At 42.8% G+C, this 25,849-nt stretch carries 29 protein-coding genes; 24 read left to right on the top strand and 5 right to left on the bottom strand.

Features of this window, described 5'->3' with window-relative positions; translation table 11 throughout:
• Positions 1–5: 5 nt before the first annotated feature.
• Both J3U75_RS08080 and speD read left to right on the top strand, forming a co-directional pair.
• On the top strand, positions 6–1,868 hold the full coding sequence (locus J3U75_RS08080; RefSeq protein WP_267391431.1) for a DUF4178 domain-containing protein: 1,863 nt from the start codon (positions 6–8) through the stop codon (positions 1,866–1,868).
• On the top strand, positions 1,868–2,233 hold the full coding sequence (gene speD, locus J3U75_RS08075; RefSeq protein ID WP_267391430.1) for an adenosylmethionine decarboxylase: 366 nt from the start codon (positions 1,868–1,870) through the stop codon (positions 2,231–2,233). Before J3U75_RS08080 ends, speD begins: the two co-directional genes overlap by 1 nt.
• A 389-nt stretch (positions 2,234–2,622) precedes the next feature.
• On the opposite strand, the gene J3U75_RS08070 is transcribed toward speD, so the two are convergent.
• Positions 2,623–3,429: an outer membrane protein assembly factor BamD gene (locus J3U75_RS08070; RefSeq protein WP_100152195.1), complete on the bottom strand. Its 807-nt coding sequence runs from the start codon at positions 3,427–3,429 to the stop codon at positions 2,623–2,625.
• On the opposite strand from J3U75_RS08070, the gene rluD reads away from it, so the two are divergent.
• Entirely contained in the window at positions 3,428–4,552 is a 1,125-nt protein-coding gene (rluD, locus tag J3U75_RS08065; RefSeq protein ID WP_267391428.1) for a 23S rRNA pseudouridine(1911/1915/1917) synthase RluD, read from the top strand. The genes J3U75_RS08070 and rluD overlap by 2 nt on opposite strands.
• Positions 4,553–4,564: 12 nt before the next feature.
• Entirely contained in the window at positions 4,565–5,359 is a 795-nt protein-coding gene (gene pgeF, locus J3U75_RS08060) for a peptidoglycan editing factor PgeF (protein ID WP_416384695.1), read from the top strand.
• Between the two features lie 84 nt (positions 5,360–5,443).
• Here the strand turns inward: pgeF and J3U75_RS08055 are convergent, their stop codons facing one another.
• The 3 genes from J3U75_RS08055 to J3U75_RS08045 all read right to left on the bottom strand — a co-directional run bounded on the left by J3U75_RS08055 (position 5,444) and on the right by J3U75_RS08045 (position 6,966).
• Positions 5,444–5,593, bottom strand: coding sequence for a hypothetical protein (locus tag J3U75_RS08055; RefSeq protein WP_267391427.1), 150 nt, complete (start codon positions 5,591–5,593; stop codon positions 5,444–5,446).
• Between the two features lie 289 nt (positions 5,594–5,882).
• On the bottom strand, positions 5,883–6,167 hold the full coding sequence (locus J3U75_RS08050; RefSeq protein WP_267391426.1) for a hypothetical protein: 285 nt from the start codon (positions 6,165–6,167) through the stop codon (positions 5,883–5,885).
• 346 nt (positions 6,168–6,513) lie between these two features.
• Complete coding sequence (locus J3U75_RS08045) at positions 6,514–6,966, bottom strand: hypothetical protein (RefSeq protein WP_267391425.1); 453 nt, start codon at positions 6,964–6,966, stop codon at positions 6,514–6,516.
• A 593-nt stretch (positions 6,967–7,559) separates the two neighbouring features.
• On the opposite strand from J3U75_RS08045, the gene J3U75_RS08040 reads away from it, so the two are divergent.
• Genes J3U75_RS08040 through J3U75_RS07960 form a run of 17 tightly spaced genes read left to right on the top strand, consistent with a single transcriptional unit; the run spans position 7,560 to position 22,195 of the window.
• The gene (locus J3U75_RS08040) at positions 7,560–8,288 is read left to right on the top strand and encodes a beta-ketoacyl synthase chain length factor (RefSeq protein ID WP_267391424.1); all 729 of its coding nucleotides are present in this window, start codon (positions 7,560–7,562) and stop codon (positions 8,286–8,288) included.
• A complete protein-coding gene (locus J3U75_RS08035; RefSeq protein WP_267391423.1) occupies positions 8,288–9,082 on the top strand; it encodes a lysophospholipid acyltransferase family protein in 795 nt (264 codons plus the stop codon). The genes J3U75_RS08040 and J3U75_RS08035 overlap by 1 nt, the downstream gene beginning before the upstream one ends.
• Positions 9,057–9,317 carry a phosphopantetheine-binding protein gene (locus J3U75_RS08030; protein WP_267391422.1) on the top strand — a complete coding sequence of 87 codons (261 nt, stop codon included), beginning with the start codon at positions 9,057–9,059 and terminating at the stop codon, positions 9,315–9,317. The genes J3U75_RS08035 and J3U75_RS08030 overlap by 26 nt, the downstream gene beginning before the upstream one ends.
• A gap of 31 nt (positions 9,318–9,348) precedes the next feature.
• A complete protein-coding gene (locus J3U75_RS08025; RefSeq protein ID WP_100139689.1) occupies positions 9,349–9,606 on the top strand; it encodes an acyl carrier protein in 258 nt (85 codons plus the stop codon).
• The gene (locus J3U75_RS08020; protein WP_267391420.1) at positions 9,599–10,153 is read left to right on the top strand and encodes a hypothetical protein; all 555 of its coding nucleotides are present in this window, start codon (positions 9,599–9,601) and stop codon (positions 10,151–10,153) included. The genes J3U75_RS08025 and J3U75_RS08020 overlap by 8 nt, the downstream gene beginning before the upstream one ends.
• Positions 10,150–11,853 (top strand): AMP-binding protein, encoded by a 1,704-nt coding sequence (locus J3U75_RS08015; RefSeq protein WP_267391419.1) that lies wholly within the window; start codon positions 10,150–10,152, stop codon positions 11,851–11,853. The genes J3U75_RS08020 and J3U75_RS08015 overlap by 4 nt, the downstream gene beginning before the upstream one ends.
• On the top strand, positions 11,850–12,590 hold the full coding sequence (locus J3U75_RS08010; protein WP_267391418.1) for a glycosyltransferase family 2 protein: 741 nt from the start codon (positions 11,850–11,852) through the stop codon (positions 12,588–12,590). Before J3U75_RS08015 ends, J3U75_RS08010 begins: the two co-directional genes overlap by 4 nt.
• A complete protein-coding gene (locus J3U75_RS08005) occupies positions 12,583–13,533 on the top strand; it encodes a glycosyl transferase family 2 (protein ID WP_267391417.1) in 951 nt (316 codons plus the stop codon). The genes J3U75_RS08010 and J3U75_RS08005 overlap by 8 nt, the downstream gene beginning before the upstream one ends.
• Positions 13,517–13,975 carry an acyl-CoA thioesterase gene (locus J3U75_RS08000; protein ID WP_267391416.1) on the top strand — a complete coding sequence of 153 codons (459 nt, stop codon included), beginning with the start codon at positions 13,517–13,519 and terminating at the stop codon, positions 13,973–13,975. The genes J3U75_RS08005 and J3U75_RS08000 overlap by 17 nt, the downstream gene beginning before the upstream one ends.
• Complete coding sequence (locus J3U75_RS07995; RefSeq protein WP_267391415.1) at positions 13,969–14,571, top strand: LolA family protein; 603 nt, start codon at positions 13,969–13,971, stop codon at positions 14,569–14,571. Before J3U75_RS08000 ends, J3U75_RS07995 begins: the two co-directional genes overlap by 7 nt.
• Positions 14,555–16,894, top strand: coding sequence for an MMPL family transporter (locus tag J3U75_RS07990; RefSeq protein ID WP_267391414.1), 2,340 nt, complete (start codon positions 14,555–14,557; stop codon positions 16,892–16,894). Before J3U75_RS07995 ends, J3U75_RS07990 begins: the two co-directional genes overlap by 17 nt.
• Before the next feature lie 2 nt (positions 16,895–16,896).
• Positions 16,897–18,150, top strand: a complete 1,254-nt coding sequence (locus J3U75_RS07985) for an NAD(P)/FAD-dependent oxidoreductase (RefSeq protein WP_100139696.1) — start codon at positions 16,897–16,899, stop codon at positions 18,148–18,150.
• On the top strand, positions 18,144–18,584 hold the full coding sequence (locus J3U75_RS07980; protein WP_267391413.1) for a hypothetical protein: 441 nt from the start codon (positions 18,144–18,146) through the stop codon (positions 18,582–18,584). The genes J3U75_RS07985 and J3U75_RS07980 overlap by 7 nt, the downstream gene beginning before the upstream one ends.
• Entirely contained in the window at positions 18,577–19,797 is a 1,221-nt protein-coding gene (locus J3U75_RS07975; protein WP_267391411.1) for a beta-ketoacyl-ACP synthase, read from the top strand. Before J3U75_RS07980 ends, J3U75_RS07975 begins: the two co-directional genes overlap by 8 nt.
• The gene (locus J3U75_RS07970; protein ID WP_267391409.1) at positions 19,778–20,248 is read left to right on the top strand and encodes a thioester dehydrase; all 471 of its coding nucleotides are present in this window, start codon (positions 19,778–19,780) and stop codon (positions 20,246–20,248) included. The genes J3U75_RS07975 and J3U75_RS07970 overlap by 20 nt, the downstream gene beginning before the upstream one ends.
• Positions 20,241–20,975 carry a 3-oxoacyl-ACP reductase FabG gene (gene fabG / locus J3U75_RS07965; protein ID WP_267391408.1) on the top strand — a complete coding sequence of 245 codons (735 nt, stop codon included), beginning with the start codon at positions 20,241–20,243 and terminating at the stop codon, positions 20,973–20,975. Before J3U75_RS07970 ends, fabG begins: the two co-directional genes overlap by 8 nt.
• A complete protein-coding gene (locus tag J3U75_RS07960) occupies positions 20,969–22,195 on the top strand; it encodes a beta-ketoacyl-ACP synthase (RefSeq protein ID WP_267391407.1) in 1,227 nt (408 codons plus the stop codon). Before fabG ends, J3U75_RS07960 begins: the two co-directional genes overlap by 7 nt.
• Here J3U75_RS07960 and J3U75_RS07955 read toward each other — a convergent pair.
• The gene (locus J3U75_RS07955) at positions 22,179–22,823 is read right to left on the bottom strand and encodes a 4'-phosphopantetheinyl transferase family protein (protein WP_267391406.1); all 645 of its coding nucleotides are present in this window, start codon (positions 22,821–22,823) and stop codon (positions 22,179–22,181) included. The genes J3U75_RS07960 and J3U75_RS07955 overlap by 17 nt on opposite strands.
• 32 nt (positions 22,824–22,855) lie before the next feature.
• Between J3U75_RS07955 and J3U75_RS07950 the strand changes: the two genes are divergently transcribed.
• From J3U75_RS07950 to ureA, 3 genes are all read left to right on the top strand, one after another.
• Positions 22,856–23,281, top strand: a complete 426-nt coding sequence (locus tag J3U75_RS07950; protein ID WP_100139703.1) for an excinuclease ABC subunit A — start codon at positions 22,856–22,858, stop codon at positions 23,279–23,281.
• Positions 23,282–23,521: 240 nt separating this feature from the next.
• Complete coding sequence (locus J3U75_RS07945) at positions 23,522–25,312, top strand: 2-isopropylmalate synthase (RefSeq protein ID WP_267391403.1); 1,791 nt, start codon at positions 23,522–23,524, stop codon at positions 25,310–25,312.
• Between the two features lie 227 nt (positions 25,313–25,539).
• Positions 25,540–25,842, top strand: a complete 303-nt coding sequence (ureA, locus tag J3U75_RS07940) for an urease subunit gamma (RefSeq protein ID WP_100156253.1) — start codon at positions 25,540–25,542, stop codon at positions 25,840–25,842.
• The last annotated feature ends 7 nt before the right edge of the window (positions 25,843–25,849 follow it).

The following is a 25,849-nucleotide window of genomic DNA, read 5'->3' as shown; positions in this document are numbered from 1 at the left end:
GCTGTATGAACAGTTTTTCCTATCTGCTGCACAGTACTTGTCCGAGCTGTGGTGCCGAAATCGGTATACGCTCAGCAACCGCCGTCACCGCAGTTTGTGGCTATTGTCATTCTGTTTTATTAATCCAACAGAATGCATTAGTACTATCCGGCCGCCATTCTGCAGTTTTAAATGATCTATCACCACTGCAAATCGGTACTACCGGGATGTGGCAGGGTAAACCGTTCACCCTCATCGGGCGTATGCAAGTCAGCTACGAAGCCGGTTCGTGGAGTGAATGGCATGCACTGATGCATGATGGCAGCAGTGCATGGCTATCTGAATCCAATGACCGCTTTGTTTTCACCCGCCTGCAGTCTACACCTCCTCAAGCGAAAGCTTTACCAGAATTCAGCAATCTCAAAGTAGGAAGCTCTTATTTCAAATACAGAGACCGGCACTATGCCGTAGCCGATATCCGTGATATCCGCCGCGGCCAGTATGCAGCCGAAGGCGAACTGCCGGTGCCTTTACCTGAATCGGAAAAGGCACAGGTAGCAGATTGCCGCAATGGTACATCCTTCATTACACTAGATTACGCCGACGGTCAGGCACAGCCACAAGTCTTTGCCGGTAAAGGCGTGGCACTCAGTGCCCTGAGACTGCAAAACACCCGTACACCCGACCAGATTCGTACCCGTTCCGGTTATGTCAAGGGCAGTACCAAAAGAGGTAAATGTCCCAATTGCGGCGGGGAAATACGCTGGGTAAGCGGTGTGGCAGACCACGTTGTCTGCCAGTATTGCCGCAGCCAGCTCAACATGAGTGAAGAAACGGCTCACCAGAATGCGACGCATGAAATGCGTGAGCATCAACAACGCGCTCTAACCATTAAAATCGGCAGCAAAGCACGCATTGATAATGAAAACTGGTGGGTGCTGGGCGCCATGGTGTTGTATTACGTACCGGTAGAAAAAGTTATGCCGGATGTACCGCTTTATATCCAGCTGGCTGAACGCAAAGAAAGTGAAGATGAGGATGACTCAGCTGGCTGGACAGAATATCTGCTCTATTCACCCAAAAAAGGGTTTCTGTGGCTGGTGGAGCAGGGAAAAAACCAATGGGCAATAGCTACCACATTGGATGACTGGCCGGTTCTGAAAAAACCGCTAGAACCAATTAATGCAAACAAAGACAGCGTCCCATTTTTATATGATTACGCAGCTCAAGTTGAGTATGCAGCTGGAGCCTTTTACTGGCAAGTCTCTCCTGGCGACAGCATGTATTACATCGATTATGGGTGCGAAGAGCGTAAATTATCTACCACCCTGACCCGAAACGAACAATCATGGTCTGTCGTCAGCAATATACCGGCGACACTGGTGTCTGCATGGTTTCAGGGAAATAAAAACATCAGCATTGATGCCAAACCCATGCCTGCTGATAAAGCAGCAGTTCTTGTTCGTGAACATCAAAACATTAAAGCAAACGATTTTACCAAAGCCAACATTAAAAGCTGGCGGGTGAAAAACGTATTGCATCTCAGTACCGATATCTACACGCCAACCTTCTGGATGCTGGTATTTATTGTTTTGAATTTGCCTATTTTTATTAAAATTTTTATTGCTGGTGTAGCAGATTTTGAATATCTGTTCACGCCTTTGTGTTGGCATCTTCTTGCCTATGGATTACTCCGTGATTTTCCTTATCGGGAACTCTTTATATTCGGTTCAGCAGAAGGTTATAAAAAATTCAATATCTTCATGGCCATCCTGATTGTGATCGGCTTCACTTGGATAAATTATGCTTCGTATTCTTCTGAGAAAGCAGAAGATTCTACTGTTGGTCACAGCTATTATGGAGGTAGCAGTGGACATTGGCACAAATAATGCAGAATAATCATATTATCGGGCAGCACTGTCTGCTGGATGTTTATCAGTTGGACAGCAAATGGTTACAAAACAGTAGTGCAATCGAGCAGCTCCTGCGTCAGCTAGCCCAAGCTGCACGGGCACATATCTTGGAAAGCTATTTTCATACTTTTGGTGGTAGTGGAGGCGTAACCGGCGTATTGCTACTGGCCGAGTCACATATCAGTATCCATACGTGGCCGGAGCATCAGTATGCCGCTATCGATATATTTATGTGTGGGAAGTTACTGGCAGAAGCAGCAGTTACTGAATTAAAACAATTGCTACCAGACGCACAGATGCACATTCGCTGGCTGGCACGGACAAATCAGCCACAAGCATAAATGCCACTTTCATTGCTTTTGAGCATAGAATTTCGCAGATTCAGCAATACTGCAAAAAATAAACAGCTGGCAAACAAATAGCCCAGTGCAACACAATTAGCAATCAGTAAAAAATTTTTAAAAACGGGATATTAACTTTTATATATGTTCATCACCATCGGCTACTATAGCCAATTAAACCTAGAATAAAAAATATCGATACAAAATCGCCCTCAACTCAAAAACATCAATATCCAAATTATTATCTTATCTGGATAAAATTTTTATAGCATACAGGATTAAAAAGAATTTCAGTCTCCAGTCCAAATAACAAAATAAAAAAATTAGACCGATACCTTGTATCGATCTAATAGCACTGTTCATCAGATTTTGAGATTTACCGTTAGGCTTTACTTCCAATAACGCCACCATGGAATGGCATTGTGATCCTGCCACGGAGATTGCAGATACGGGCTATTTGGAAAATTCTGTGCCAGAACGCGCTTAGTATCATCACTGAGCTTCTGCTCACCCAGTTTTTCATACGCAGAAACCATAATAGCCAGTGCTTCCTCCACATTAGGCGTATTCTGGTATTGAGAAATAACCGTCTGTGCACGGCCAACAGCCGCCAGCCATGCACCACGTTTCATATAATAACGTGCTACTGAAAGCTCATTCCCGCCAAGCGCATCCAGCAGTTTCTGCATCTTATCGCGAGCATCGGCAGCATATTTACTTTGAGGGAAATATTCTACTAGTTGAGCAAAAGTGGTATAAGCTTCCCGGTTAGCTTTCGGGTCGCGGTCAGACCAATCTTGTTTGGCCAGCTTATTAACAAAGGATTTGTCCTCATTCAGCTGAATCAGTGCTTTCAAATACAAAGCGTAATCCATATTGGGGTGCTGCGGGTACAAACGCTGAAACTGTTCAATTGCCGCCAATGCTTTATCATTCTCATCATCTTTATAATAAGCATATGCTGTGTCCAGCTGAGCCTGCTCCGCATACGAACCATACGGGAATCGAGACTGCAGAATTTCGTATAATTTCTCTGCATGAGTATAATTACGATGCATCAGCTCATCGTGTGCTTCATTATACAGACGCTGAACAGACCAGTCCTGAGTAATCTGGGAATCCTTATCGACCGTACTTGTGCTGGCACAGGCACTCAGTAAAAGGCCTAAGGCCACCGCCAAAAACAAATTTTTCATGAAAGACACTTCTTTGTTAGAGAATGATGACGATTATAACGATGATTTGCCCTTTGCGGCAGATGAAGCTGCACAAAGTTATAAAAATTGGACCGTACCTAATGAACTAGCCGGCCTGCGCCTGGACGCAGCATTGGCCAAACTGGCGCCTGAGTTCTCCCGCAGCCGTCTCACTGCCTGGATCAGGGAAAATCACGTTACCGTTAACGGCCACATCGTACCGCCGAAGTATAAACTGATCGGCGGTGAAACCATACAGGCAGCCATACAACAGGATGAAAGCCAGCTCGCATTCACCCCCGAAGCTATGACACTGGACATTATATATGAAGATGATAGCGTACTGGTATTGAATAAACCGGCTGGTCTTGTTGTACATCCCGCAGCAGGCAATTGGCAGGGCACACTACTGAACGGCCTGCTCGCCTATTGCCCGGCACTGGCACAAGTACCGAGAGCCGGTATCGTGCACCGTCTAGATAAAGATACCAGCGGCCTCATGGTTGTAGCCAAAACCGTGCCGGCACAAACACACTTAGTACGCCAGCTACAAGCACGGACTGTTAAACGAACCTATCGTGCAGTGGCTGACGGAATCGTACCTTATGATGGCAAAATCGAAACACTGATTGGCCGTGATCCGCATAACCGCACACGAATGGCCGTGGTACCGTTTGGAGGCAAAGAAGCCATCACCCACGTCAAAGTGCTCGAACGATATGCCGATTTCAGCTATATCGAATGTCAGCTCGAAACCGGCCGTACCCATCAGATACGCGTACACATGAAAGCCGCAGGCCATCCGCTTGCTGGAGATCCGCTCTATGGCAACCCGCGCCATCCAGCTACCACCGAAGCCAAAGCAGCAATAAAAGCAATGGCACGGCAGGCACTGCATGCTTACCGGCTCAGTTTTATTCATCCGCAGACACAAGAAAAAGTACAGTTTGAAGCTTCACTGCCCGAAGATATCTATCACTTACTTTCTGTACTGCGTCTACAGGCAGGCATGGATTCAGCCATCAAAAACGCTGATGAATGGCAGAAACGTCTGACCGATGATGAAGACGAAGACTGGGATGACGATGATTACGACGTGGATGTAATTTACATACGCGAATAATAAGGCCGCCGCATGAATACACAATGGGACATGAATCAGGCACTTGGTCTGTGTCAGGACAAAAATGCCTTTGCACAGGCAGACTGGCCAGCACCAAACAATGTACATACCCTGATCACTACACGACTGGGTGGCATCAGCAAAGCGCCATTTGCATCATTGAACGTTGGTGCACACGTAGGTGATCATCCTCAAGCCGTAGCACAAAACCGCGCCATCGTGCAGCAGCAGGCAGCACAGCCAATCGCCTATCTGAATCAGACTCACAGTGTAAATGTAATCGCAGCCACAAGGGCATTATCTGCATTGCAGTCTGGACAGCCAGCTGAAGCCGACGCCAGCTATAGCCGCCAAGGAGAAAAAGTCGCCTGCGCCATCATGACAGCCGATTGCCTACCAGTGCTGCTGTGTGACCGTGCCGGTACAACCGTAGCTGCCGCCCATGCCGGCTGGCGCGGACTGGCCGGCGGCATATTGCAAAATACCATAGAAGCCATGCGGGTCAGCCCATTGGAAATAATGGCTTATCTTGGTCCGGCAATCGGAACCGAAGCTTTCGAGGTCGGTCCCGACGTATGGGAAGCTTTCTGTCTGCATCAGCCCAAAGCACAGGCTGCTTTTACTGACATCGGTAACAACCATTATCTTGCCGATATATATGCGCTGGCACGGCTAGCTCTGGCAGATGCCGGTGTACATCAAGTCTATGGTGGCACAGAGTGTACGGTATTGCAGCGCGAACGCTATTTCTCGTACCGGCGTGATGGACAAACAGGCCGCATGGTTAGCGCCATCTGGCTTGATTAAAGCGTATCTCATCGGCTTAACTTTCCGTTTGGTTAATCACACATAAAATGTGTCACCGAACCCAACGGTAGGTTTCAAGAAGAATCAATTGTTAAGCGGCAGTAAATCAGCATTCTGCAACAAACCGTCAATTTCCTGCATTAATGCTGAGGCAGTACTTAGACCCAGACGGGTAGGGCAGGTAAACATATTTTCAGCCTGCCGATGAGAATACTGTGTACATTGATTAACCACTAAATGACTTTCCGGGGGGCCGTTTTAATTAACCACTGCCAGCCAGCCCACGAAACCCAGTTTTTCCATTCAGCAGAATGTCAGTTTTCTGCTGGCCGTATGTAAAAGCCACTGATATACATATATTTATGTTATATGGATATAAAAATATTGTGGTAAATCTGAGCCTGATGTATAAGATGACCGGCGATCCGGATATCGTGATTTCGATAGACTATCGATCCAGCATAACTAAAAAACGGCAGTGGACACTGTGAGCAACTACTATCCTGCTCAGATGCGAACCGTTTCATCCACCAAGGCTACGGCCAACAATCAAAACCTGAGTGTGCTGGCCAATATTTTGGTATAAACGGATAAAAGCCGGATTTAGCGTCAGCGGAGGCACCGAAGCATTATGGTAGCGTTTAGCCTCACGGTAAAAAATTTCTGTATAACTTAAATAATCACAACGATAATAATACCGAACAAATACAGACGGCAACTGCCAACGCGCTTGCAAATACCTAAACAAACGAAAATGAAAGCGCCGTACTAGATGATAGGTAATACGATGAGGCCACGGACTCTTCACAGGCAAATTGACATTACCCCTTAAAAAAGATTCCTTATCAGCTGTACCATCTATAAAGAGTACATAAATTAAAGGACTAGAAGAAGTATCATTTGTGAATATATGGTTTATAATTAAATGTACACAACAAATTAGTTTTGATATACACAATACTTCTCAAGATTTTGGGTTATTGCATAAAATTGAAGATAAGATGTCTAATCCATACTCTAAAAATATAATTTAATCCTAATTTAACTGATTTTTCTGTCTAGTTAATTTTATCCATCCCTCTGTATATTGCTACATGAAGCAGAAAATTTATATATTTATAGAAATAGTATGAAAACTACAAAAAACTTTAAGTTTAGCTGAGTAACGATTTTTTAATTTTATTAATACGAATACCATCACGAATATTTAAAATGATTAATATGCAGTTTATTAATCCGGCACATAGTTCTAAGGTTTGTACTGAATAAAAAGTACTATCTAACATCTTAAATGAGAGATACTCTAGATATATAGCACAAGGAATAAGGATAAAAACGCCATTCAACGCTATAAATGGCATTCTCTTTCTCTTCTTTAAAACATTAACATTTTTCGATTGCCTAGCCAGTTTGAAACCAATAGCCCCTGTGATAATTAAACATGGAATCAGAACAAACAGACCGCGCCAAACAATCAAAGATTTTACTTTTTGAATTAGAAGAATATTTCCACTTATTTCTGCATAAATGGTACTGACCATAAATAATAAAATTAATATTAAAGATATTAATCCTGTAACTTTATGCAAAATTTTCAATATTTTCATAACTTACCTTAAGAAACTAACCAATATTTAAATTTAGGTGAATATAAACTCGAATTTGAATATTTATTATCAATAATAGTTAATATATTTATTTTTATTTTAAGCAAAATCAAAGTTGATTACTCATTATAGAAATTAAGAGCTAAACAGAACCTTGAGTAAATGTTTAAATTAAGTCAATTAAACAAAATATCAGCTATGCTTCAAGAAATAGACCACTTAATTGCCTATTTTGTTAGCTTAAAATCTTTGACTAAAACTTTAGAACGGCATTATTCGCAATAGCGCATCCTCTGTCGCACTATCTATCACAGAACATTCATAATGATATGAAACTAATACCATCACTCTTACTTATAAAAGCTAAATAGAAATAAATAATGTCAGTTGTGTTAAGAGACAGCTATATCTATGGGTTATGACATTCTCTCTTTCATGATTATCAATGTCGGAAATATTTAATAATAAAATGTTAATGATGCTAATCAAATTATAGTAAATGTTTTCTGATTAACATTTTAGGAAACAGTTTAATTGTTCTTGGCAATAAATTTACATATAATGCGACATTTATAATATTTTTAAACATATTTATGAAGTTTGCGATATCTGCATGGCGCGCGGTCAGCCCTTTTCACCGTACGTTAGCAGACTGGCAACAGTGGGTTGCTGAGGGGGAGGTAATAAAGAATTTATCTGCTGGAGAGATAGATGTTTCTTTTTTACCAGTCATGAAAAGACGTCGCCTTAGTTCCGCTGCACGCTTGATGTTTGCAGCATCATGGCCTTTGTTACCTGAATATACAGCTTGTCCTGTGGTATTCGTTTCTCATGACGGTGAAATAAACCGTAGCTTTCAATTATGGCAAAGTCTGATAAAACAGGAAGAGTTATCACCAACTTCATTTGCTTTGTCAGTACACAATGCCATCGTCGGTCAGTGGTCGATGCTTCGCGCAGATATGAGTGAATGTACCGCATTGAGTGCGCAATACAATGGACTGGAGCTAGGTGTAACTGAAGCCGTCGGTTTACTGCAAGAAGGTGCACAGCAGGTACTGATTGTAGTGGTGGATGAACCAATGGCATCAGAATATGAAGTCAATGCGGTACGGGCACCATTTCCCATGGCTCTGGGATTGGTCGTTACCCATGGCGATGAAGTCAATCTGGAGTATTGTGCCGAGCATCCTGTCCTTACAGATGCAGGTAAGCTCAAATATTACAGCAGCACATTAGAATGGATTGTGCAGCGGATAAATGCTCAGTCGGAGCGCTGGCAGTCTGCACCGCAGGGCGTATGGTATTGGCGAATAAACTGATGAATTGGTGTAATTGGTTATGGCGCTGGTGTGCAACAGCAATAGGCTTTTTGTTGTTTGGTATCTTCGGAATAGTGTTTAAAATTCTCCTTTTGCCTTATACCTTACCAAATACTCGGAAAAAAAGTGCTAGTCATTTAAAGGCGCGAAGACTGGTAGGCGGTATCTGGGCCGGGTTTATCCATTACCTGAGATTTACTGGAGTCATATCTGTACGCTATCAAGGGTTTGAGCGTCTTGGCAGGCCGGGGCAGCTTATCATGGTAAACCATCCGTCTTTGCTAGATGTGGTGTTTATGCTAGCTAAGGTTCCCAAGCTAAACTGCATCGTTAAAAAGGATTTATTGTCTAATCCTATTATGAAAAGCCCAATTTTAGCCTGTGGATTTCTGCCAAATGATGAATCTTTACAGATTATTGAAGACGCTGATGCAGTATTGAAGAGCGGTCAAAGCCTGCTGATTTTTCCTGAAGGAACGCGTACCGGTTGGGATAATAAAATCTGCTTTAATCGTGGTGCTGTTTCTATCGGATTACGCAGCGCTACAGTAATCACTCCGGTAGTAATCGTGATGAATCCGCCGGCATTAAAAAAAAATCAACCATGGTATCAGATACCGAAACAAAAAATTCAATATGATTTTTATGTAGGCAACGATATTGACCCACAAGATTGGTTGCAAAGCAAACCCTTACCCATAGCGGCCAGACAGCTTAACCAGCAGTTACAGGAATATTTTCAGCAGGAATGTAAAAGAGAAAGTTTAAATGGAAGATTTAATTATACAAATTAAAGAATTGATTATTGATAGTTTGGGTCTGGAAGATATCACAATAGACGATATCAAAGATGATACTGCTTTATTTGGAGATACTGGACTAGGGCTGGATTCTGTAGATGCTTTGGAACTTGGTCTGGCTATTCAGAGAAAATTTGGCTTGCAAATGGAAAGCGACAGCAGCGAGCTGCGTGAACATTTTTACAGCGTTCATTCATTAGCCAACTATATTCAAAGTAAATGCTTATGATAAATGTTGTATTGAATAGGGGAACTAGCAAATGACTGAACATGAAATCTATGCCATTCTGGCCAAAGCTTTGGAAAATCTTTTTGAAATTGAACCCGAACGAATTAAGCCAGAGGCAGATTTATTCAATGATCTTGAAATTGACAGTATAGATGCAATCGATTTAATTGATTATATCAAGCGACAAACAGGGCATAAATTAATGGCAGAAGATTTTCGCAATGTGCGTACAGTGGCTGATGTCATTCAGGCAGTGATAAACAAGGCAAAACAGTCAGATAATGCCTAGGTTGCAATTTTTCATAAATCTGACACTGGTACTGGTGACATTTCTCTATCCGTTTATTTGGTATTTCGGACAGATATATTTCGGCGTTACAGCAGTTACCATCCTGATGGCATGTATATGGTTGTTACGGGCTTTACTGAGTAAACAAAAATTACAGAAAATTATGTCGTTTGTTCTGGCGTTTATTTTTATGCTTTTATGCTGGATACATTCAGCTAAATTCATGTACTGGTATCCGGTGATGGTCAGCATACTGCTGTTACTGATATTTGGTGCTAGTTTGTTCAGCAAACAATCAGTAATTGAACGCCTTGCTCGTTTACAGCATCCGGATCTGCCAGAAAGCGGAGTACGGTACACCAGATGTGTAACACAGATATGGTGCGGCTTTTTTATTGTGAATATTTTGATTATTTCCGCATTGATTCTGGGTGCATACTGGCGGGCATGGGCAATCTATACCGGCGTAATTTCTTATATGCTCATGGGAATGTTATTGAGCGGAGAATTCCTATACCGTCGTCTAATATTAAAAATATCCATATGATGATGGCAGAACATTTCTGGGCAGAACGTACCCAAAGTCAGCACTTATTTGCTACTGGTTCAAGCAATCTGAACTGGCAGCAAGCTATGGCACAGGTAGCTGGATTGAGCCGGTATTTATCTTGTCGATCCGTAAAATGTGCAAGTTTGTATTTCGATGACGCAGGCTATTTTGCCATTGCGTTATTGGCCTGTGTCAAGGCTGGTATTGATGTTTGCTTGCTTACTTATTTGTCCGATGAAAACTGTTGCTGGCTTAATAAGTCATCGGATATTTTATTAACCGATGTCATGCCCGATAAACTGACTATTCCCGCCTTTTTACAATCTGAGTGGTCAACCAATGCGCCTGCTGAGAGTAGCAGATTTATCGTTCATAATATTAATATCTTGCTGCAAACATCTGGCTCTTCTGGAATAGCCAAAATAATAAAAAAAACATGGGAGGAATTATGGCTTGAGGCACAAACAATAGCTTCCGTTTTACCGGCATCCGTTCTTCGACTAAAACCAGTTGTTTTAGGTAGTGTTAGTGTACAGCACATGTATGGTTTGAGTTTTCGGATAATGCTAAGCCTGTATCTGGGTCTGCCCATTTACCGGCAGCGTTTAGTCTTTCCAGAAGGACTTTTGGTCAGTAGTGCATCTTTTCAGCGCGTGATTTGGGTTAGCAGCCCTACCTTGCTGCATACCTTACGCTTATCGCATGATATTAAATTGGTTAAGGGACATGTTGCGACAATTATTTCAGCTGGCGGTGCCCTGGCCGAAAAAAGTAAATATTTTTTACAGCAACATATTTGTTCTGATGTCGTGGAAATTTATGGTAGTACAGAAACGGGCGTAATAGCTTATCGCAAGGAACAAGTGCACTGGCAATTTTTTCAGGATGTTATGCATAAAAGTACGGTAGAAGGTCTGATTATTCAGTCACCACGGTGTCTGCCGGAGCAGATTCTGGCGGATAAGATAGCTGAGTATGAGGATGGTTTTGAGCTTTTGGGTAGACTTGATCGTATCATCAAATTAGCAGATAAGCGCATATCCTTGCTGCAACTGGAAAACCAGCTGATGCAACATGAATGGATATCTGATGTTCATATTCTAAAACATCCACATGGCAGCCATCTGGCTGCATGGGTAGCTTTGAATCATTCTGGTATTCATGCATGGCGTCAGTATGGACGCAAGCATATCATCAACCAGCTTAGAGAATGTCTGGCTAAAAATCATGAAAGAATTTCAATTCCTCGTTACTGGCGTTTTAGTACGGTTTTACCGCGAAATAGTCAGAGTAAGCTGAATCCGGTTGATGCTGAGCGAGTATGGGCAGAACCGGTTATTAAACCTATAGTGTTGCATCAGCAGGAAATAACGGCTGATGAATACTTGTTTCACCTACAGATACCATTGGATTTGCTTTATTTTCGCGGTCACTTCGATAATTTTCATCTCGTACCTGGCGTTATTCAGCTTAAATGGTTCATAGAGTTGCTGCAACAATGCGGCTGGTTAAAACAGCATCCATTGCAGATAGAAAATCTGAAATTTCAAAACTTTTTACGGCCTGCTGATACGGTAGAACTGCATTTAAAACGTGATTGTGTACGCCAAAAAATCACCTTTCAGTGTATTATGAATGAAAAAAAAATTTCTTCTGGCCGTATGGTTATTCCTGCAGGTACAAGTGAAACGATATGAAATTGTTAGCATTGATTCCTCATTACAACCATTTACGCACAGTAGGAAAAGTGGCACTGGCTATGCAGGATTTCAACATAGACTGTCTGATTGTGGACGATGGTTCTGATAATGAAATCCGAAAAGAATTGCAACAATTGGTTCGTCCCAGTATCACCGTGATCTACCGTGAGAAAAATGGCGGCAAGGGTGCAGCTGTAAAAGAAGGTATCAATTATGCAGCTTTGCATGATTATACTCATGTATTACAGGTGGATGCAGATGCTCAGCATTGTTTGTCTGATACTTCAAAATTAATAAATGCAGCCATGAAGGAACCGAAATCGGTGATTTGTGGTCGACCGGTTTACGGACCCGGTACACCCAAATCTCGCCTTTATGGCCGTAAGATTACAAATTTCTGGCTAGCAGTCAATACGTTATCGACAGATATAAAAGATGGTATGTGTGGATTTCGTATTTATCCGGTTACACCAACGCTAGATGTTATTCATAGTGAATATGTAGGTAATTACATGGATTTTGATGCCGAGCTGCTTGTACATTTGCACCGGCGCGGGTGTTCCTTTGTCTGGATCGATACACCTGTGGCTTATGCTCAGGATGGCATTTCTCATTTTCGCTTCTGGCAGGACAATGTTCTTATTTCTAGAATGCATGCACGTTTGTTTTTCAATATGTTACGAAATGCATCAGTTTTGCTAAGGCGTAAATGGTCAAGGATTCTGCATGGCTAAGAACATCCGCCATTGGGCAAATCAGCAGGAAAGAGGCAGTAGCGGTGCTTTATGGCTGACCCGTTATTTGGTTAAGTACTTTCCGGCTTGGGGACTATCTCCGATAGTTTGTCTGGTGGTTACGTATTTCTATATTACGTCTTCATCTTCCAGACGTAATATTGCCCGCTATCAGCAATTGCTGGCACAAAAATGTTTTTATCTAACACCCGTATTAAGTAAGAAAAGCTCGGTTTTCCGACAGTTTTATGCATTCGCGCAAAATATTGTGGATCGCTTTGCAGTGTGGCAAGGAAAATTTTGTTATGAAAATCTAATCATTCATGACCCAGATAAGCTTGGCCAGGAGATTGACCGGCCAACGGCTGGAAAAAGAGGACAAATATTTGTTTGCTCACATTTAGGCAATACCGAAATCTGTCGTGCATTGGTGAAAAAGCATAAGCATCTGAAGCTAAATGTGCTGATTCATAGCGGCCATGCAGTGAAATTTCATCGAGCATTGCAAGAAGCCGGAGCTTATCGTATCCGCCTGATTCAGGTCACATCGCTGGATGCAAAAATGATGATGGAACTGAATGATCGGGTACAGCGTGGAGAATGGCTGGCTATTGCAGCTGACCGAGTACCGGTTCACGGTGAAAAAATTATCAATGTCCCTTTTCTAAATCAAATGGCCTGTTGGCCTCAGGGGCCGTGGTTATTGGCCGGATTGCTCAAAGTACCGGTAAATACCCTTTTCTGTTTTAAAGAAAATGGAAGCTACCATTTGTATTTACAGCGGTTTGCCGACAGTATTAATTGGCATCGGCATCAACGGGAACGCACTATAGAGCAGTATGTACAGCAGTATGCTGAGTTACTCACTGCATACTGTATCAAAGCGCCTAGGCAGTGGTTTAATTTTTTTGATTTTTGGAATCAAGATGACAAAGCAGTATAGTCAGTTGCGGTACAGTATGGTAATGGAAGTACCTTTTTTTGATGTTGATTCAATGGATATTGTCTGGCATGGACACTATGTTAAATATCTGGAAATAGCACGTTGTGCTTTTTTAAGTGCCATTGGTTATGATTATAATGTCATGAAGGCCAATGGTTATGGCTGGCCAATTGTGCAATTGCAGTTGAAATATGTGCGTCCAGCAGTTTTCGGGCAGAAAATTCTCATCGATGTCTTATTAAAGGAATATGAAAGCTGTCTAAAATTTGATTATGTTATTAGTGACTGTGCAACAGGTGAAAAACTGACCAAAGCATCTACTATGCAGGTTGCAGTGTGTATGAAAACTCGGGAAACACAGTATCAAACCCCAGAAAGCTGGGTTAAGGCGGTCAAGTTAGCAATGCAGAATGGTTTTGCACAGGAAAAAAAATCATGTTAAGAAATTTTTTATTAGTAAGCTGGTTGTGCTTATTAAGTGGACTGGTAAGTGCTTTTGGTTTAACAGATTTACAAGCGCAGCTGCAACAGCCACAAAATATCAAAGGTGATTTTGTTCAGCAGCGATTTTTACGTGGTACCAGTAAGCCGATTGTGACACAGGGCCAGTTTATACTGGTGCCAAAAGCGGGTTTGTTGTGGCAAATGAAAAAACCTTTTACAAATACCATGCGGGTGCGTCAGACGGGAATTGAGCAGCTTAATGCCAATAATCAGTGGATAGACAGTAGCCAGTCAGCCGCGGCGCAAAAAAATCAAGTGAAACTTTTTTTGGATTTACTTGGCGGTCAAACTAACGGAATTCAGAATCAGTTCAGTACGCGATTAACAGGAACAGCGCAAAACTGGCAATTGCATCTGCAACCTAAAAGCGTATTGATGAAACAGATTTTTACTAGCATTGATATTCAGGGTGACCAAGCAGTTAAGAAAATCATTCTGTCAGAAGTGCAGGGCGATCGCACTGAGATTGCATTTACAGCGCTAAAATTCAATTCAGCTCTAAACAGGTTTGAACAACATGCCATTTTACCGTAAACGTATTTGGACATGGCTGTACCTGCTACTAATATTGTGTGTGGCTATTTCTTTGCTGTGTAGCTGGCTGCAAAAAAATCGTCTGGATACGGACTTAATCAGCCTGCTTCCGTCTAACGGGCAAAACACACAGACTCAGCAGCTAGCTGCAAAGCGCATGAATCAGCGCATGAATCGCGATATCGTGATTTTACTGAGCAGTGATTCAGCGGATAAAACCATCTCTGCAGCACAGATGTTGCAAAAAAAATGGCAGGCCAGCGGTATTTTTCAAACCGTTACCGGTAAAATTGAACCGGATGTTGAAGCTTTGAAGGCCACTATGCAGCGTTTGCAATTGGCTGTTGTATCGGAAAATAGTTGGCGACATATTATCAATGATCCGAAAAGTGCTTTTGCTCAGCAGGCACAAGTGCTTGTTAATCCATTTGCCGAACGCAGTATTTTATCTCCAGATCAAGATTGGCTTGGATTGGGAAATATCATCATGCATCAGGCCAGTCCGGATGGTCCGATATTTTATAACGTTCAAACTGGCTGGTTAAATATTGAAGAAAATGGCAAGACATGGATTTTATTACGGGCGCGTTTGCCAGAAAAGTCTGGTTTGATTAGTGTACCAGATAAACTGCTGCCGTTAGTACAGGCTACACAAGCTTCGATGGCGCAGAAAAATGTACAAATTCTGATGGCTGGTGGTGCGCTCTTTGCAGCAGAAAATAAATCTTCTGGAGAACGAGAAAGCCAGTATATGAGCATACTGGGTATGGGGCTGACATTTCTGTTGTTGCTCATGATTTTTCGCAGTCTGCGTATTCTGTTTTTGGTACTTCCTATGGCTGTAGGTATTTTGTTTGGTGTGGCCGCTACAGTCTCTATATTCGGCAAAATACATATTCTGACCCTTGTTGTGGGAACCAGTTTATTAGGAATATTGCTGGATTTTCCTCTTCACTGGTTAGCTAGTGGCGTGATTCAGCAGCACTGGCAGCGCTGGCAAGCATTACATATTGCCGGCAAAGCTTTTTTATTAAGTCTAGTGATTACCTTACTAGGCTATGCGGCTTTGCTAATTACGCCGTTACCGATATTGCAACAGACAGCTATTTTTTCTGCTGCGGCATTGATTGGTGCATTTTTGTTCAGTTTGTTGTGCTTACCTTTGCTTTTCAGCCGTACTCAAGAAAAGATTCAACCCCGTTTTTTACAGGTAATGCTTTCTTTAGGAAATGCCATTACTAGCTATCGCCTGTTTGTAGTACAGAAAAAATGGCCGTTGTTATTAGGGTTTATTTTGCTGGGTGTGGGTCTGTTAAATTTGAACACTCAAGATGACATCCGTCAATGGATAAATTTGTCACCACAATGGCTGAGTCAGGCTCAGAAAGTTGGGGAGTTGACCCAGACTGCGCCTTCAGCTCAGTATTTTGTGATTCAAGCAAACAATGATGATGAGTTGTTGGCTAAAAATCAGGCTTTAGGGCAAGAATTGCAGAAATTAGTTTTACAAAAACAATTATCTGGGTTCCAGTCTCTGGATCAATGGGTTATGCCGACTGCTATTCAAAAGCAACGCAAAAGTGATGTTGAACGTTTGTTGAAAAATTCGGATAACTGGCAGGATTTAGTTTATTTAGGAATCGATGAAAACAATATAAGGAATTATCTGACTAATCTAAAACAATTGCCGGTTCAGTCTATATCTCAAAGCCTGAATAATGATCTGGCCACTGTGTGGCAGGATTTATATCTTGGCAAGATGGAGAATGGAGAGATAGCGTCTATTATTAGTTTGTCTGGAGTCAGACAGACAGCAGCCTTGCAAAAACTTGCAGATAAAAACAACAAGATTTATTTTGTTGATAATCTTCAGGCATTAAATCAATTATTTACTCATACACGCAATCAAGCTATTTTCCTGAAGTTAGCATCCTATGTCTTGGCAATTCTGTTATTAGTTTATGCGTTTGGCTGGCGCAAAGGATTATTGCTATTAGCCGTTCCCGTTTTGTCTTCGCTATCCTGTCTTGCGGTATTTGCTTTTGTGGGCTGGTCTTTGTCTTTGTTTGCGATCTTTGGTTTGTTTTTGGTTACAGCCATCGGTATGGATTATGCCATTTATGTTTCTACAGAGCAGATGGCTGTGGCTGAGCGTTTGGCGGGAGTATTGCTTGCCGCAATAACAACAATGATTTCATTTGCCATTCTGGGTTTCAGTGCGACTCCTGCTATAGCTAGCTTCGGTCGCAGTGTGGCTATAGGGGTGTTTTTTAGCATGATACTGGCTCTGAGTTTATTGCCTAGAGCCAAAAACAAGGGGTAGGTATGAGTCAGTTTGATGTGGTGATTATCGGTGCAGGGCCGGCAGGTGCCATTGCAAGTGCTCTATTAAATAAAAAAGGGTATCGGGTCTGTGTGCTGGAAAAGCAGGTTTTTCCGCGTTTTGTAATTGGAGAAAGCCTGTTGCCGCACTGTATGGAATTCATCGAAGAGGCAGGGATGCTTGAGGCTATAAAAGCAGGTATTTCTGATGGTTTTCAATTTAAAAACGGTGCTGCCTTTAGTTGGGGTAATCGCTATACGACTATCGATTTTACCGATAAGTTTTCACCGGGCCCAGGAACAACCTTTCAGGTAACCCGTGCCCGTTTTGACCATATTCTAATTAGTGAGGCGCAAAAGCAGGGAGTAGAAGTGCGTTTCGAGCATAGTGTTGAATCAATCGAATTTAACCGGCAGGCTGCTGTGCTTTCGGTGTCCGATCCACAAGATAAAGCTTACCAGATTGAGGCACAATTTGTACTGGATGCCAGTGGCTATGGTCGGGTCTTAGCGAAACTATTAAATCTCGAGTATCCCTCTTCGTTACCAGAGCGTATGGCTTATTTTACTCATATTGATGACAATGTGACTGACCCCACATTTGATCGCAATAAAATTCTGATATGTACTCATCCTGTTTTGCGTGATGTATGGATATGGTTTATTCCCTTTAGCAATAATCGCACATCGGTTGGTGTGGTAGGTCAACCGGAGTGCTTGAATAATTATGGTTGTGAGGGGGCAAAGGCAATTCTTAAGAAGTTTGTTAGTGAAGTACCAATGCTTAAACGTATTCTGAGTAATGCTCAATGGGATAATGAAGTCCCTTTTCGAACTCTGCGCAATTATTCTGCAAATGTTAAAAGTTTGTATGGTGAACACTTTGCCTTGCTGGGCAATGCCTCTGAGTTTCTCGATCCAGTCTTTTCATCTGGGGTAACCATTGCCATGCATTCAGCCAAGTTAGCGGCGGATGTATTGCACCGACAATTTTCGGGTGAGGCGGTGAATTGGCAGCAGGAATATGCCGATAAATTACAAGTAGGTATCAATGCATTTAAAACCTATGTTAATGGCTGGTATAGTACAAAATTTCAGGATGTCATCTATGCAGAGCACAATAATCCTGAAATCAGGCGCATGATTAGTTCTATTCTTGCAGGATATGCATGGGATGAAAATAATCCTTTTGTCACTAATTCAGAACGTCGGCTGGATGTACTGGCTGAAATATGCGGTCCTGCTAAATCATGCTGAAGAATATTTTTATTTGCGTGTTGCTTATGGTGGTTCTGAATGCCTGCCACAGTGTACCGGTAATTAATGTACTCCCCGAATTAAAACACACGCTAAGTATGCAAATTATTGATGTAAATGGAAATAACAGTCTGCTGTTAATTGAGCCGTTGGGAAGACAGCAATGGCGTTTTGTACAGGTGGATAGTCTGGGGGCGCCGATTTCAAGACAGATATTGCAAAATGGTAAATGGCGTAATGATGGTTTTATGCCACCAAACCCCGGCGCCCGACAATTATTTTCTGTGGTCTATGCCTATCTTGGACAGCAGCATCACTGGCCGGTACCCTCTGTATTGAATGATGTCAAGATTGTTACCGGTAAAGGGGATACTGTTGCAGATATCAGTTGGAAGAACCAGCATTGGCAAATCAGAGAGTTAGCTGATGAATAGGCCGGTTTTTCTAAGTCAGCCGGCAATGGTCAGTTCGCTGGGATGCGGGGTGCATGAACATATCATAGCTTTGCTGGGTAAAAAAGATAATTATTTGACACCAAGTGATAGTTGGGTAAATGGACAATCTTATCTATTTGGTGCCTTTAGTTCCCCGTTAAGACCTTTTCCGACTGATTTGAGTTCAGATTTTCGCAGTCGGAATAATCAGTTGTTGTGGCATGCACTGTTTCAAATTGAGGATAAGATACAGGCTGCAATAGCAGAATATGGAGCTGATCGAGTAGCGGTTGTTCTAGGTACATCCACCACAGGCGGAGATGAAAACCGTTCTGCGATGGAGTATGGATTTATCAGACAAGACTGGCTGAACAGTGGTTATAAACAGAGCTTGCAGTTGATGTCTTCTCCCGCAGATTTTGTTGCACATATCTATCAGTTACGCAATGTTCATTATGGTATTTCAACAGCTTGTACATCTGGAGCAAGAGCCTTAATTAGTGCCGCACGATTGTTGCGTATGGGATTATGTGATGCCGTAATTTGTGGCGGTGTAGATACTTTGTCGGCACTGACCATTAATGGTTTCCATGCTTTAAAGGTTTTATCCTCGGGTCAATGTCAGCCATTTACTGCTGAACGTGATGGCATCAATATTGGAGAAGGTGCTGCTGTTTTTATTATGACACTTGATGCAGACAAAGGTTTGCCATTACTCGGTTATGGTTCTTGTAGTGATGCCTATCATATGTCGAGCCCGAGACCGGATGCCGCAGGTGCCAGAAAAGTAATACAACAGGCTTTAGAAAAAGCACAATTAAAAGCCGGTTCTATTGGATGGGTTAATCTGCATGGTACTGGAACCATCCATAATGATGCTATGGAGGCACTGGCAATTCATCACGAACTGGGTGCTGAAGTATCCTGTGCATCAACTAAAGCTTTAACTGGCCATACGCTGGGTGCAGCTGGAGCGCTGGAAGCAGCATTCTTGTGGACGATAATCAGCCGTCAAACCAATAAGGCTGGTTTATTACCACCGCATCGGGCAAAGACAAAAATTGATCCTGCGCTGGCTCCTATTCATCTGACCCATTATTCAGAAACGTTCGATATTGAAAGTCCGCGCATTGCTATAAGCACTTCATTTGCGTTTGGTGGCAATAATACTGCTTTGATTATAGGGAGTAATAATGCAAACCCCGATTTATGAAGTGGCTTCTCTGCTGCCTCATAGTGGCAAAATGGTGTTATTGGATGAAATAGTATCCTATGATGCTCATAGTCTGACAGCATATGCTTGTGTAAAACCAGAACAGATACTGGTATCTGAGGGTTGCTTACCTTCGTGGGCGGCCATGGAGATCATGGCACAAGGAGTGGCTGCTTGGGCTGGAGTATTATCACGTGATGCTGGTGAACCGGTGCGGTTAGGTTTTTTGCTCGGAACCAGAAAGCTACAGCTTTATTTTTCTGCGTTGCCCGTTCCAGCAATATTGCAGATAAAAATACAGGCATCTTTGCAGGATGCAAATGGTTTTGGTGTTTTTGACAGCCAGCTTTGGTTGTGTGAGGAAAATCGAAAGCCAACAATGTTATTGGCTGAAGCGGCACTGAACGTTTACAGCCCTACTGAAAACATAATAACGCATGATGATGAATAACGATAAAACTATTTTGGTGACTGGTTCCGCACGCGGTATCGGCAAAGGCATTGCCCTCACATTAGCTCAGGCAGGTTGGGATATAGTACTTCACTGTCGCAAAAGGCGTGATTCTGCTGAATCCGTAGCAGCTGAAATAGCTGCACTTGGCGGTCGCAGCCGTATCCTCACTTTTGATATCAGTGAGCGAGAGGCATGCAAGGAAATATTGCAGGCTGACATAGAAGAGCATGGTGCATATTATGGCGTGGTTTTGAATGCAGGAATCACCCGTGATAATGCTTTTCCAGCTCTAAGTAATGAAGATTGGGATCAGGTGCTGAATACTAATTTGGATGGATTCTTTAATGTACTGCATCCAGTGATGATGCCGATGATACGCAGGCGTAAAGCTGGACGTATTGTTTGTGTGGCTTCAGTTTCGGGTATTACCGGTAACCGTGGGCAGGTAAATTATAGCGCATCTAAAGCGGGTCTCATCGGTGCAGCCAAAGCATTGGCCGTAGAACTGGCGAAACGAAAGATTACCGTTAATTGCGTGGCTCCCGGCTTGATTGAAACCGAAATGATTGATGAGCATGTACCTGTTGATGAGATTGTTAAAGCCATTCCGATGCAACGTATGGGACAGGTAGAAGAAGTTGCGCATGCGGTAGCTTTTCTAGTTTCCGAACAGGCCGGATACATCACACGGCAAGTATTGTCTGTAAACGGAGGATTATGTTGAGACGTGTTGTCATTACAGGTATGGGGGGAGTCAGCGCTCTAGGTAATAACTGGCCAGCAATAAAAGCTGGATTGCTTGCCTATAAAAATAAAGTAGTCCATATGGACAACTGGGAGCGTTATAAAGATTTGAATACCCGACTAGCAGCTCCGATTTTGAACTATCAACCGCCGGTACATTGGACGCGCAAGCAGCTACGTAGCATGGGTAAAGTCGCGCAGATGTGCACTCAGGCAGCAGAAGATGCACTTGCTGAAGCCGGACTGCTTGGTGATGAATCCATTAAAGATGGGCGCATGGGTGTAGCCTGTGGCTCTTCTACAGGTAGTCCACAGGACATAAGGGATATCAGTGAACTGGTTCTCAATGGCAGTTCGGCAAATTTTAACGCCAACACTTATGTGCGCATCATGCCGCATACCACTGCTGCTAATTTGTCTATTTTCTTTGGTCTAACCGGACGGGTGATTCCAACTTCCAGCGCGTGTGCTTCCGGTAATCAGGCAATTGGTTATGCCTATGAAGCCATTAAATATGGCAAGATTGACATGATGCTAGCCGGAGGAGGTGAAGAATTATGTGTTTCTGAAGCTTTTGTATTTGATTCACTTTTTGCCACCAGTTTGCGCAATGAGACTCCTGAATTGTCACCATGTCCTTATGATGCCAGCCGAGACGGACTGGTGATCGGTGAAGGAGCCGGTATTCTTGTTCTGGAAGAATATGAAATGGCTAAAGCACGCGGTGCTAAAATTTATGCTGAAATAGTCGGATTTGGCTGTACCAGTGATGGATCACACATTACCCGTCCTGAACGTATGACCATGCGTCGTTGTATGGAGATGGCACTAGAAGATGCGCAATTGGACGCAGCTGAAGTTGGTTATGTAAATGGACATGGTACAGCTACAGAGCAAGGCGATATTGCCGAAACACTTGCCACTCAAGATGTTTTCGGACAAGTGCCCGTTAGTTCTCAAAAAAGCTATCTGGGACATACGCTGGGTGCATGCGGAGCGTTGGAATCTTGGTTTTCGGTTCAGATGATGAATGAAGGTTGGTTTGCGCCCACACTGAATCTAAATCAAGTGGATAGTCGCTGTGGCGAGCTGGACTATATTGTAAACACTGCGCGTACGATCCATACCGAATTTGTAATGAATAATAACTTTGCTTTTGGCGGGGTGAATTCGTCTCTAGTATTCAGACGGCTGGATTAATTGGCCACTGATGCCAGTTAAATTGACAGTTTTGCCAGTGTCCGAAGACAGAAGTACAGCACTGTGGGGATATAGAAAAGGAGGAGGGGTAAATAACGCTGATATGCCAGTTTTTATCAATCACGCAGCTATAGGCTTTCACAGGAGGATTGTGTGCCGGTATATGTAAAGCATTATAACCTTGTGGTACCAAGCACCAGCGGTGCATGTCAGCCAATTGTCCGCGGCTGACTTTGATGAAAGCTTCTTTGAGTGTCCATAACTGATAAAAAGCCGTGCTTAAATCGGCCTGTTGTACCAGCCACGCTTGTTCATTTTCAGTACAGAAAAGTTGTGCCAGTTCAAGAAAATTGCGCTTTTGAGCGTATTCAATGTCAATTCCGATTGCATCTTGAGTAGTTGAAGTGGCAATCAAACCAGCATGGCCTTTTTTATGGGTCAGTGAATAAATGCTGTATGGATCGGCAAGCTGTTGTTTTAAAAAACGGCTCGATTGCCAGTCTGTACGCTGTTCTAATTCAGGATGTTGCTGCAAACGCTTTCTGTCTGTGTTGTCCAGTTTCTGATTGCTATAAAGCCCGCATACATCAGCAGAGGCAAGCAGAATCACGCAGTCTATGTTCATCATGTAGTATTTTTTAACAATTAAAGGAGTAATGAATGAAGAAGTTTTCCCGTACCATCATAATGATTGCATTTATGGCGTGTGTAACTGCAGCTCATGCGCGTGATGACAAACTACTGCTTCCGATTCAGGATGCACTCAATTCGCCTGAAGCAGTAAAAGTACTTAATCCAAATGTGCAACTATATTTTGCCAAAAGCTCAGGGCGGGTTGTGCAGGCTGGATTGGTGACTAATCGAAAAACCAGCAGCGTTGGTAAATCAGATGAAGCAGCATGTCAATGGGCATTTCTGGCTGCTGTAAAACAGTTGCAGGAACAGGCATCATCTAATCATGCCACTAAAGTAACGAATATTGTCAGCTATTATAAGAAAAACAGTATGGCCAGTACAAATGAATACGAATGCCATGCTGGTGGCGTAATTGCAGGTGTTGCGTTGAAAGGGGATTTGGCTAAATAAAAGCTCTAGCAGTTAGAAAACCGTCGTCATATCTAATTAATTTTGGCTAATACGACGGTTTATGGTGCTTTTTTTATAATAAATAAAACCATTATTCTAATATGTACAAAATGTCTAAAAAATAGTTTCAATAATATCTTTGAATAAAATAAACTTGTTTTTTTGTCCAATTTTACGTATATTAGCGTAATAGAATAATTGTAGCATGATGAAAAAAGTAAATTGGACAAAAGGTCAGTTATGCAATTGAATATAGACCGCTTAATTGCCTATTTTGGTGGCGTAAATGCTTTAGCTGAGGCCCTGAAACAGCATTATCCTGATAGCGCAGCCTCTGCTGCAGCCATCTATAAATGGCGTAAGCGTGGTTCCTTACCACTGAATCAACTGCAAAAAATTATTCTGATGGCTGAGAAACAAAACAAGCCGCTCGATATCAATGCATTTATGCAACACAATAACACTACCTTGGAGAGACCAAGAATGACCAGTACCAATAATCGAGTCATTATATTTGATACCACTTTGCGTGATGGAGAACAGTCGCCGGGAGCGGCTATGACGAAGGAAGAAAAAATTCGCATTGCACGTCAATTGGAGAAGCTGGGTGTGGACGTAATTGAAGCCGGATTTGCGGCAGCCAGCCCAGGGGATTTTGATGCTATTCACACCATTGCTGAAATTATCCAGAATGCCACAGTGTGCTCATTATCTCGTGCAAATGAACGCGATGTACGTAAGGCTGGCGAAGCAATCGCACCAGCCAGGAAGAAACGAATTCATACTTTTATCGCCACCAGCCCCCTGCATATGGAGCATAAACTGCGGATGAAACCGCAGCAGGTGAAAGAAACCGCAGTCAAAGCCGTTAAAATCGCGCGCGAATATACGGATGATGTGGAATTCTCTTGCGAAGATGCATTGCGTAGCGATATTAATTTTCTAGCAGAAATCTGTCAGGCAGTAATTGAAGCAGGTGCCACCACCATTAATATCCCTGATACCGTGGGCTATGCCATCCCATTTCAAACAGAAGCCTTTTTCCGTGAATTGATTCAGAAAACACCGGGTAGCGATAAAGTAATTTGGTCGGCACACTGCCATAATGATCTCGGACTCGCTGTAGGTAATTCACTAGCAGCGGTGATTGGCGGTGCTAGGCAGGTAGAATGTACCATTAATGGATTGGGTGAGCGTGCCGGTAATGCCAGCCTTGAAGAAGTGGTAATGGCATTGAAAACCCGCCATGATGTTTTCGGGCTGGAAACCAATATCGACACCACGCAGATAGTACCAACTTCGAAAATGGTGTCTACTGTAACCGGTTATCCGGTGCAGCCGAATAAAGCCATAGTAGGTGCCAATGCTTTTGCACATGAATCCGGTATCCATCAGGATGGCGTGCTGAAATGCCGTGAAACATATGAAATTATGTCTGCTGAATCAGTGGGTTGGAGTACCAACCGCCTGACACTAGGCAAACTCTCCGGCCGCAATGCTTTCCGTACCAAATTGCAAGAACTGGGGATTGAGCTGGATAGTGAAGAAGCTTTAAATGCGGCTTTTGCCCGCTTTAAAGAGCTGGCTGATAAAAAACGCGAAATTTTCGATGAGGACTTGCATGCACTGGTATCAGATGAGTTAGTTAGCCGCGCGCCTGATCGTTACAAATACGTTTCACTGAGTATTCATAGTGAAACCGGTGAAGAGCCGGTAGCTGAAATTGTCTTTAATGTGGACGGAAACGAGAAACGCGCCAGCAGCCATGGTTCTGGTCCGGTTGATGCTGTCTTCAAAGCTATTGAATCAGAAGCGGGTAGTACCGCTGATTTGCAGCTGTATTCGGTAAACGCCATTACAGCGGGTACCGAAAGTCAGGGCGAAGTGACAGTGCGGCTGTCGCGTGAAGGCCATCTGGTTAGCGGGCAGGGTGCTGATACCGATATTATTGTTGCCAGTGCCAAAGCCTATCTGTCAGCCCTCAATAAACTGGAAAGCCAGCCCAGAGTAAAAGCTCAGGGAGTGATTTAACTTGCATTGTTCTTTATATTGGGCTGTTTATATTAAATAAATCCAGTTTTCAGCAGTGATAAACCCGTATAAGCATATGTTTATACGGGTTTATCAATTTCACCGAAACATTCAGCTACCTATATACAGAAACACTACTTTAAGTTTATTATCAATTGTAAATAAAACTATCTTAGTTTATAGCGTAATGTAAATAACACTCAGATATTTACACAGGAAAACAAACCATGCATCTAACCAGTCGTGAACAGGAAAAACTAATGCTGTTTCTGGCCGGCGAACTGGCTGCCAAACGCCGTGCTCGCGGTGTACTGCTGAATTATCCCGAAGCCATAGCCTACATCAGCAGCCAGCTACAGGAGGCAGCACGTGACGGCATGAGCGTAGCAGAATTAATGCAATATGGTGCGACATTATTAACCAGTGCTGACGTGATGGAAGGTGTGGCTGAAATGGTAAATGAAGTACAGATTGAAGCAACTTTTCCGGATGGTACCAAACTGGTGACCGTGCACCAGCCCATTCGCTGATACAGAA

It is taken from the genome of Snodgrassella sp. B3088, from assembly GCF_026535815.1.
Lineage (GTDB): Bacteria > Pseudomonadota > Gammaproteobacteria > Burkholderiales > Neisseriaceae > Snodgrassella > Snodgrassella alvi_E.
Note: the sequence above shows the minus strand (reverse complement) of the source record. Positions and strands in the feature narration are given on the sequence as shown.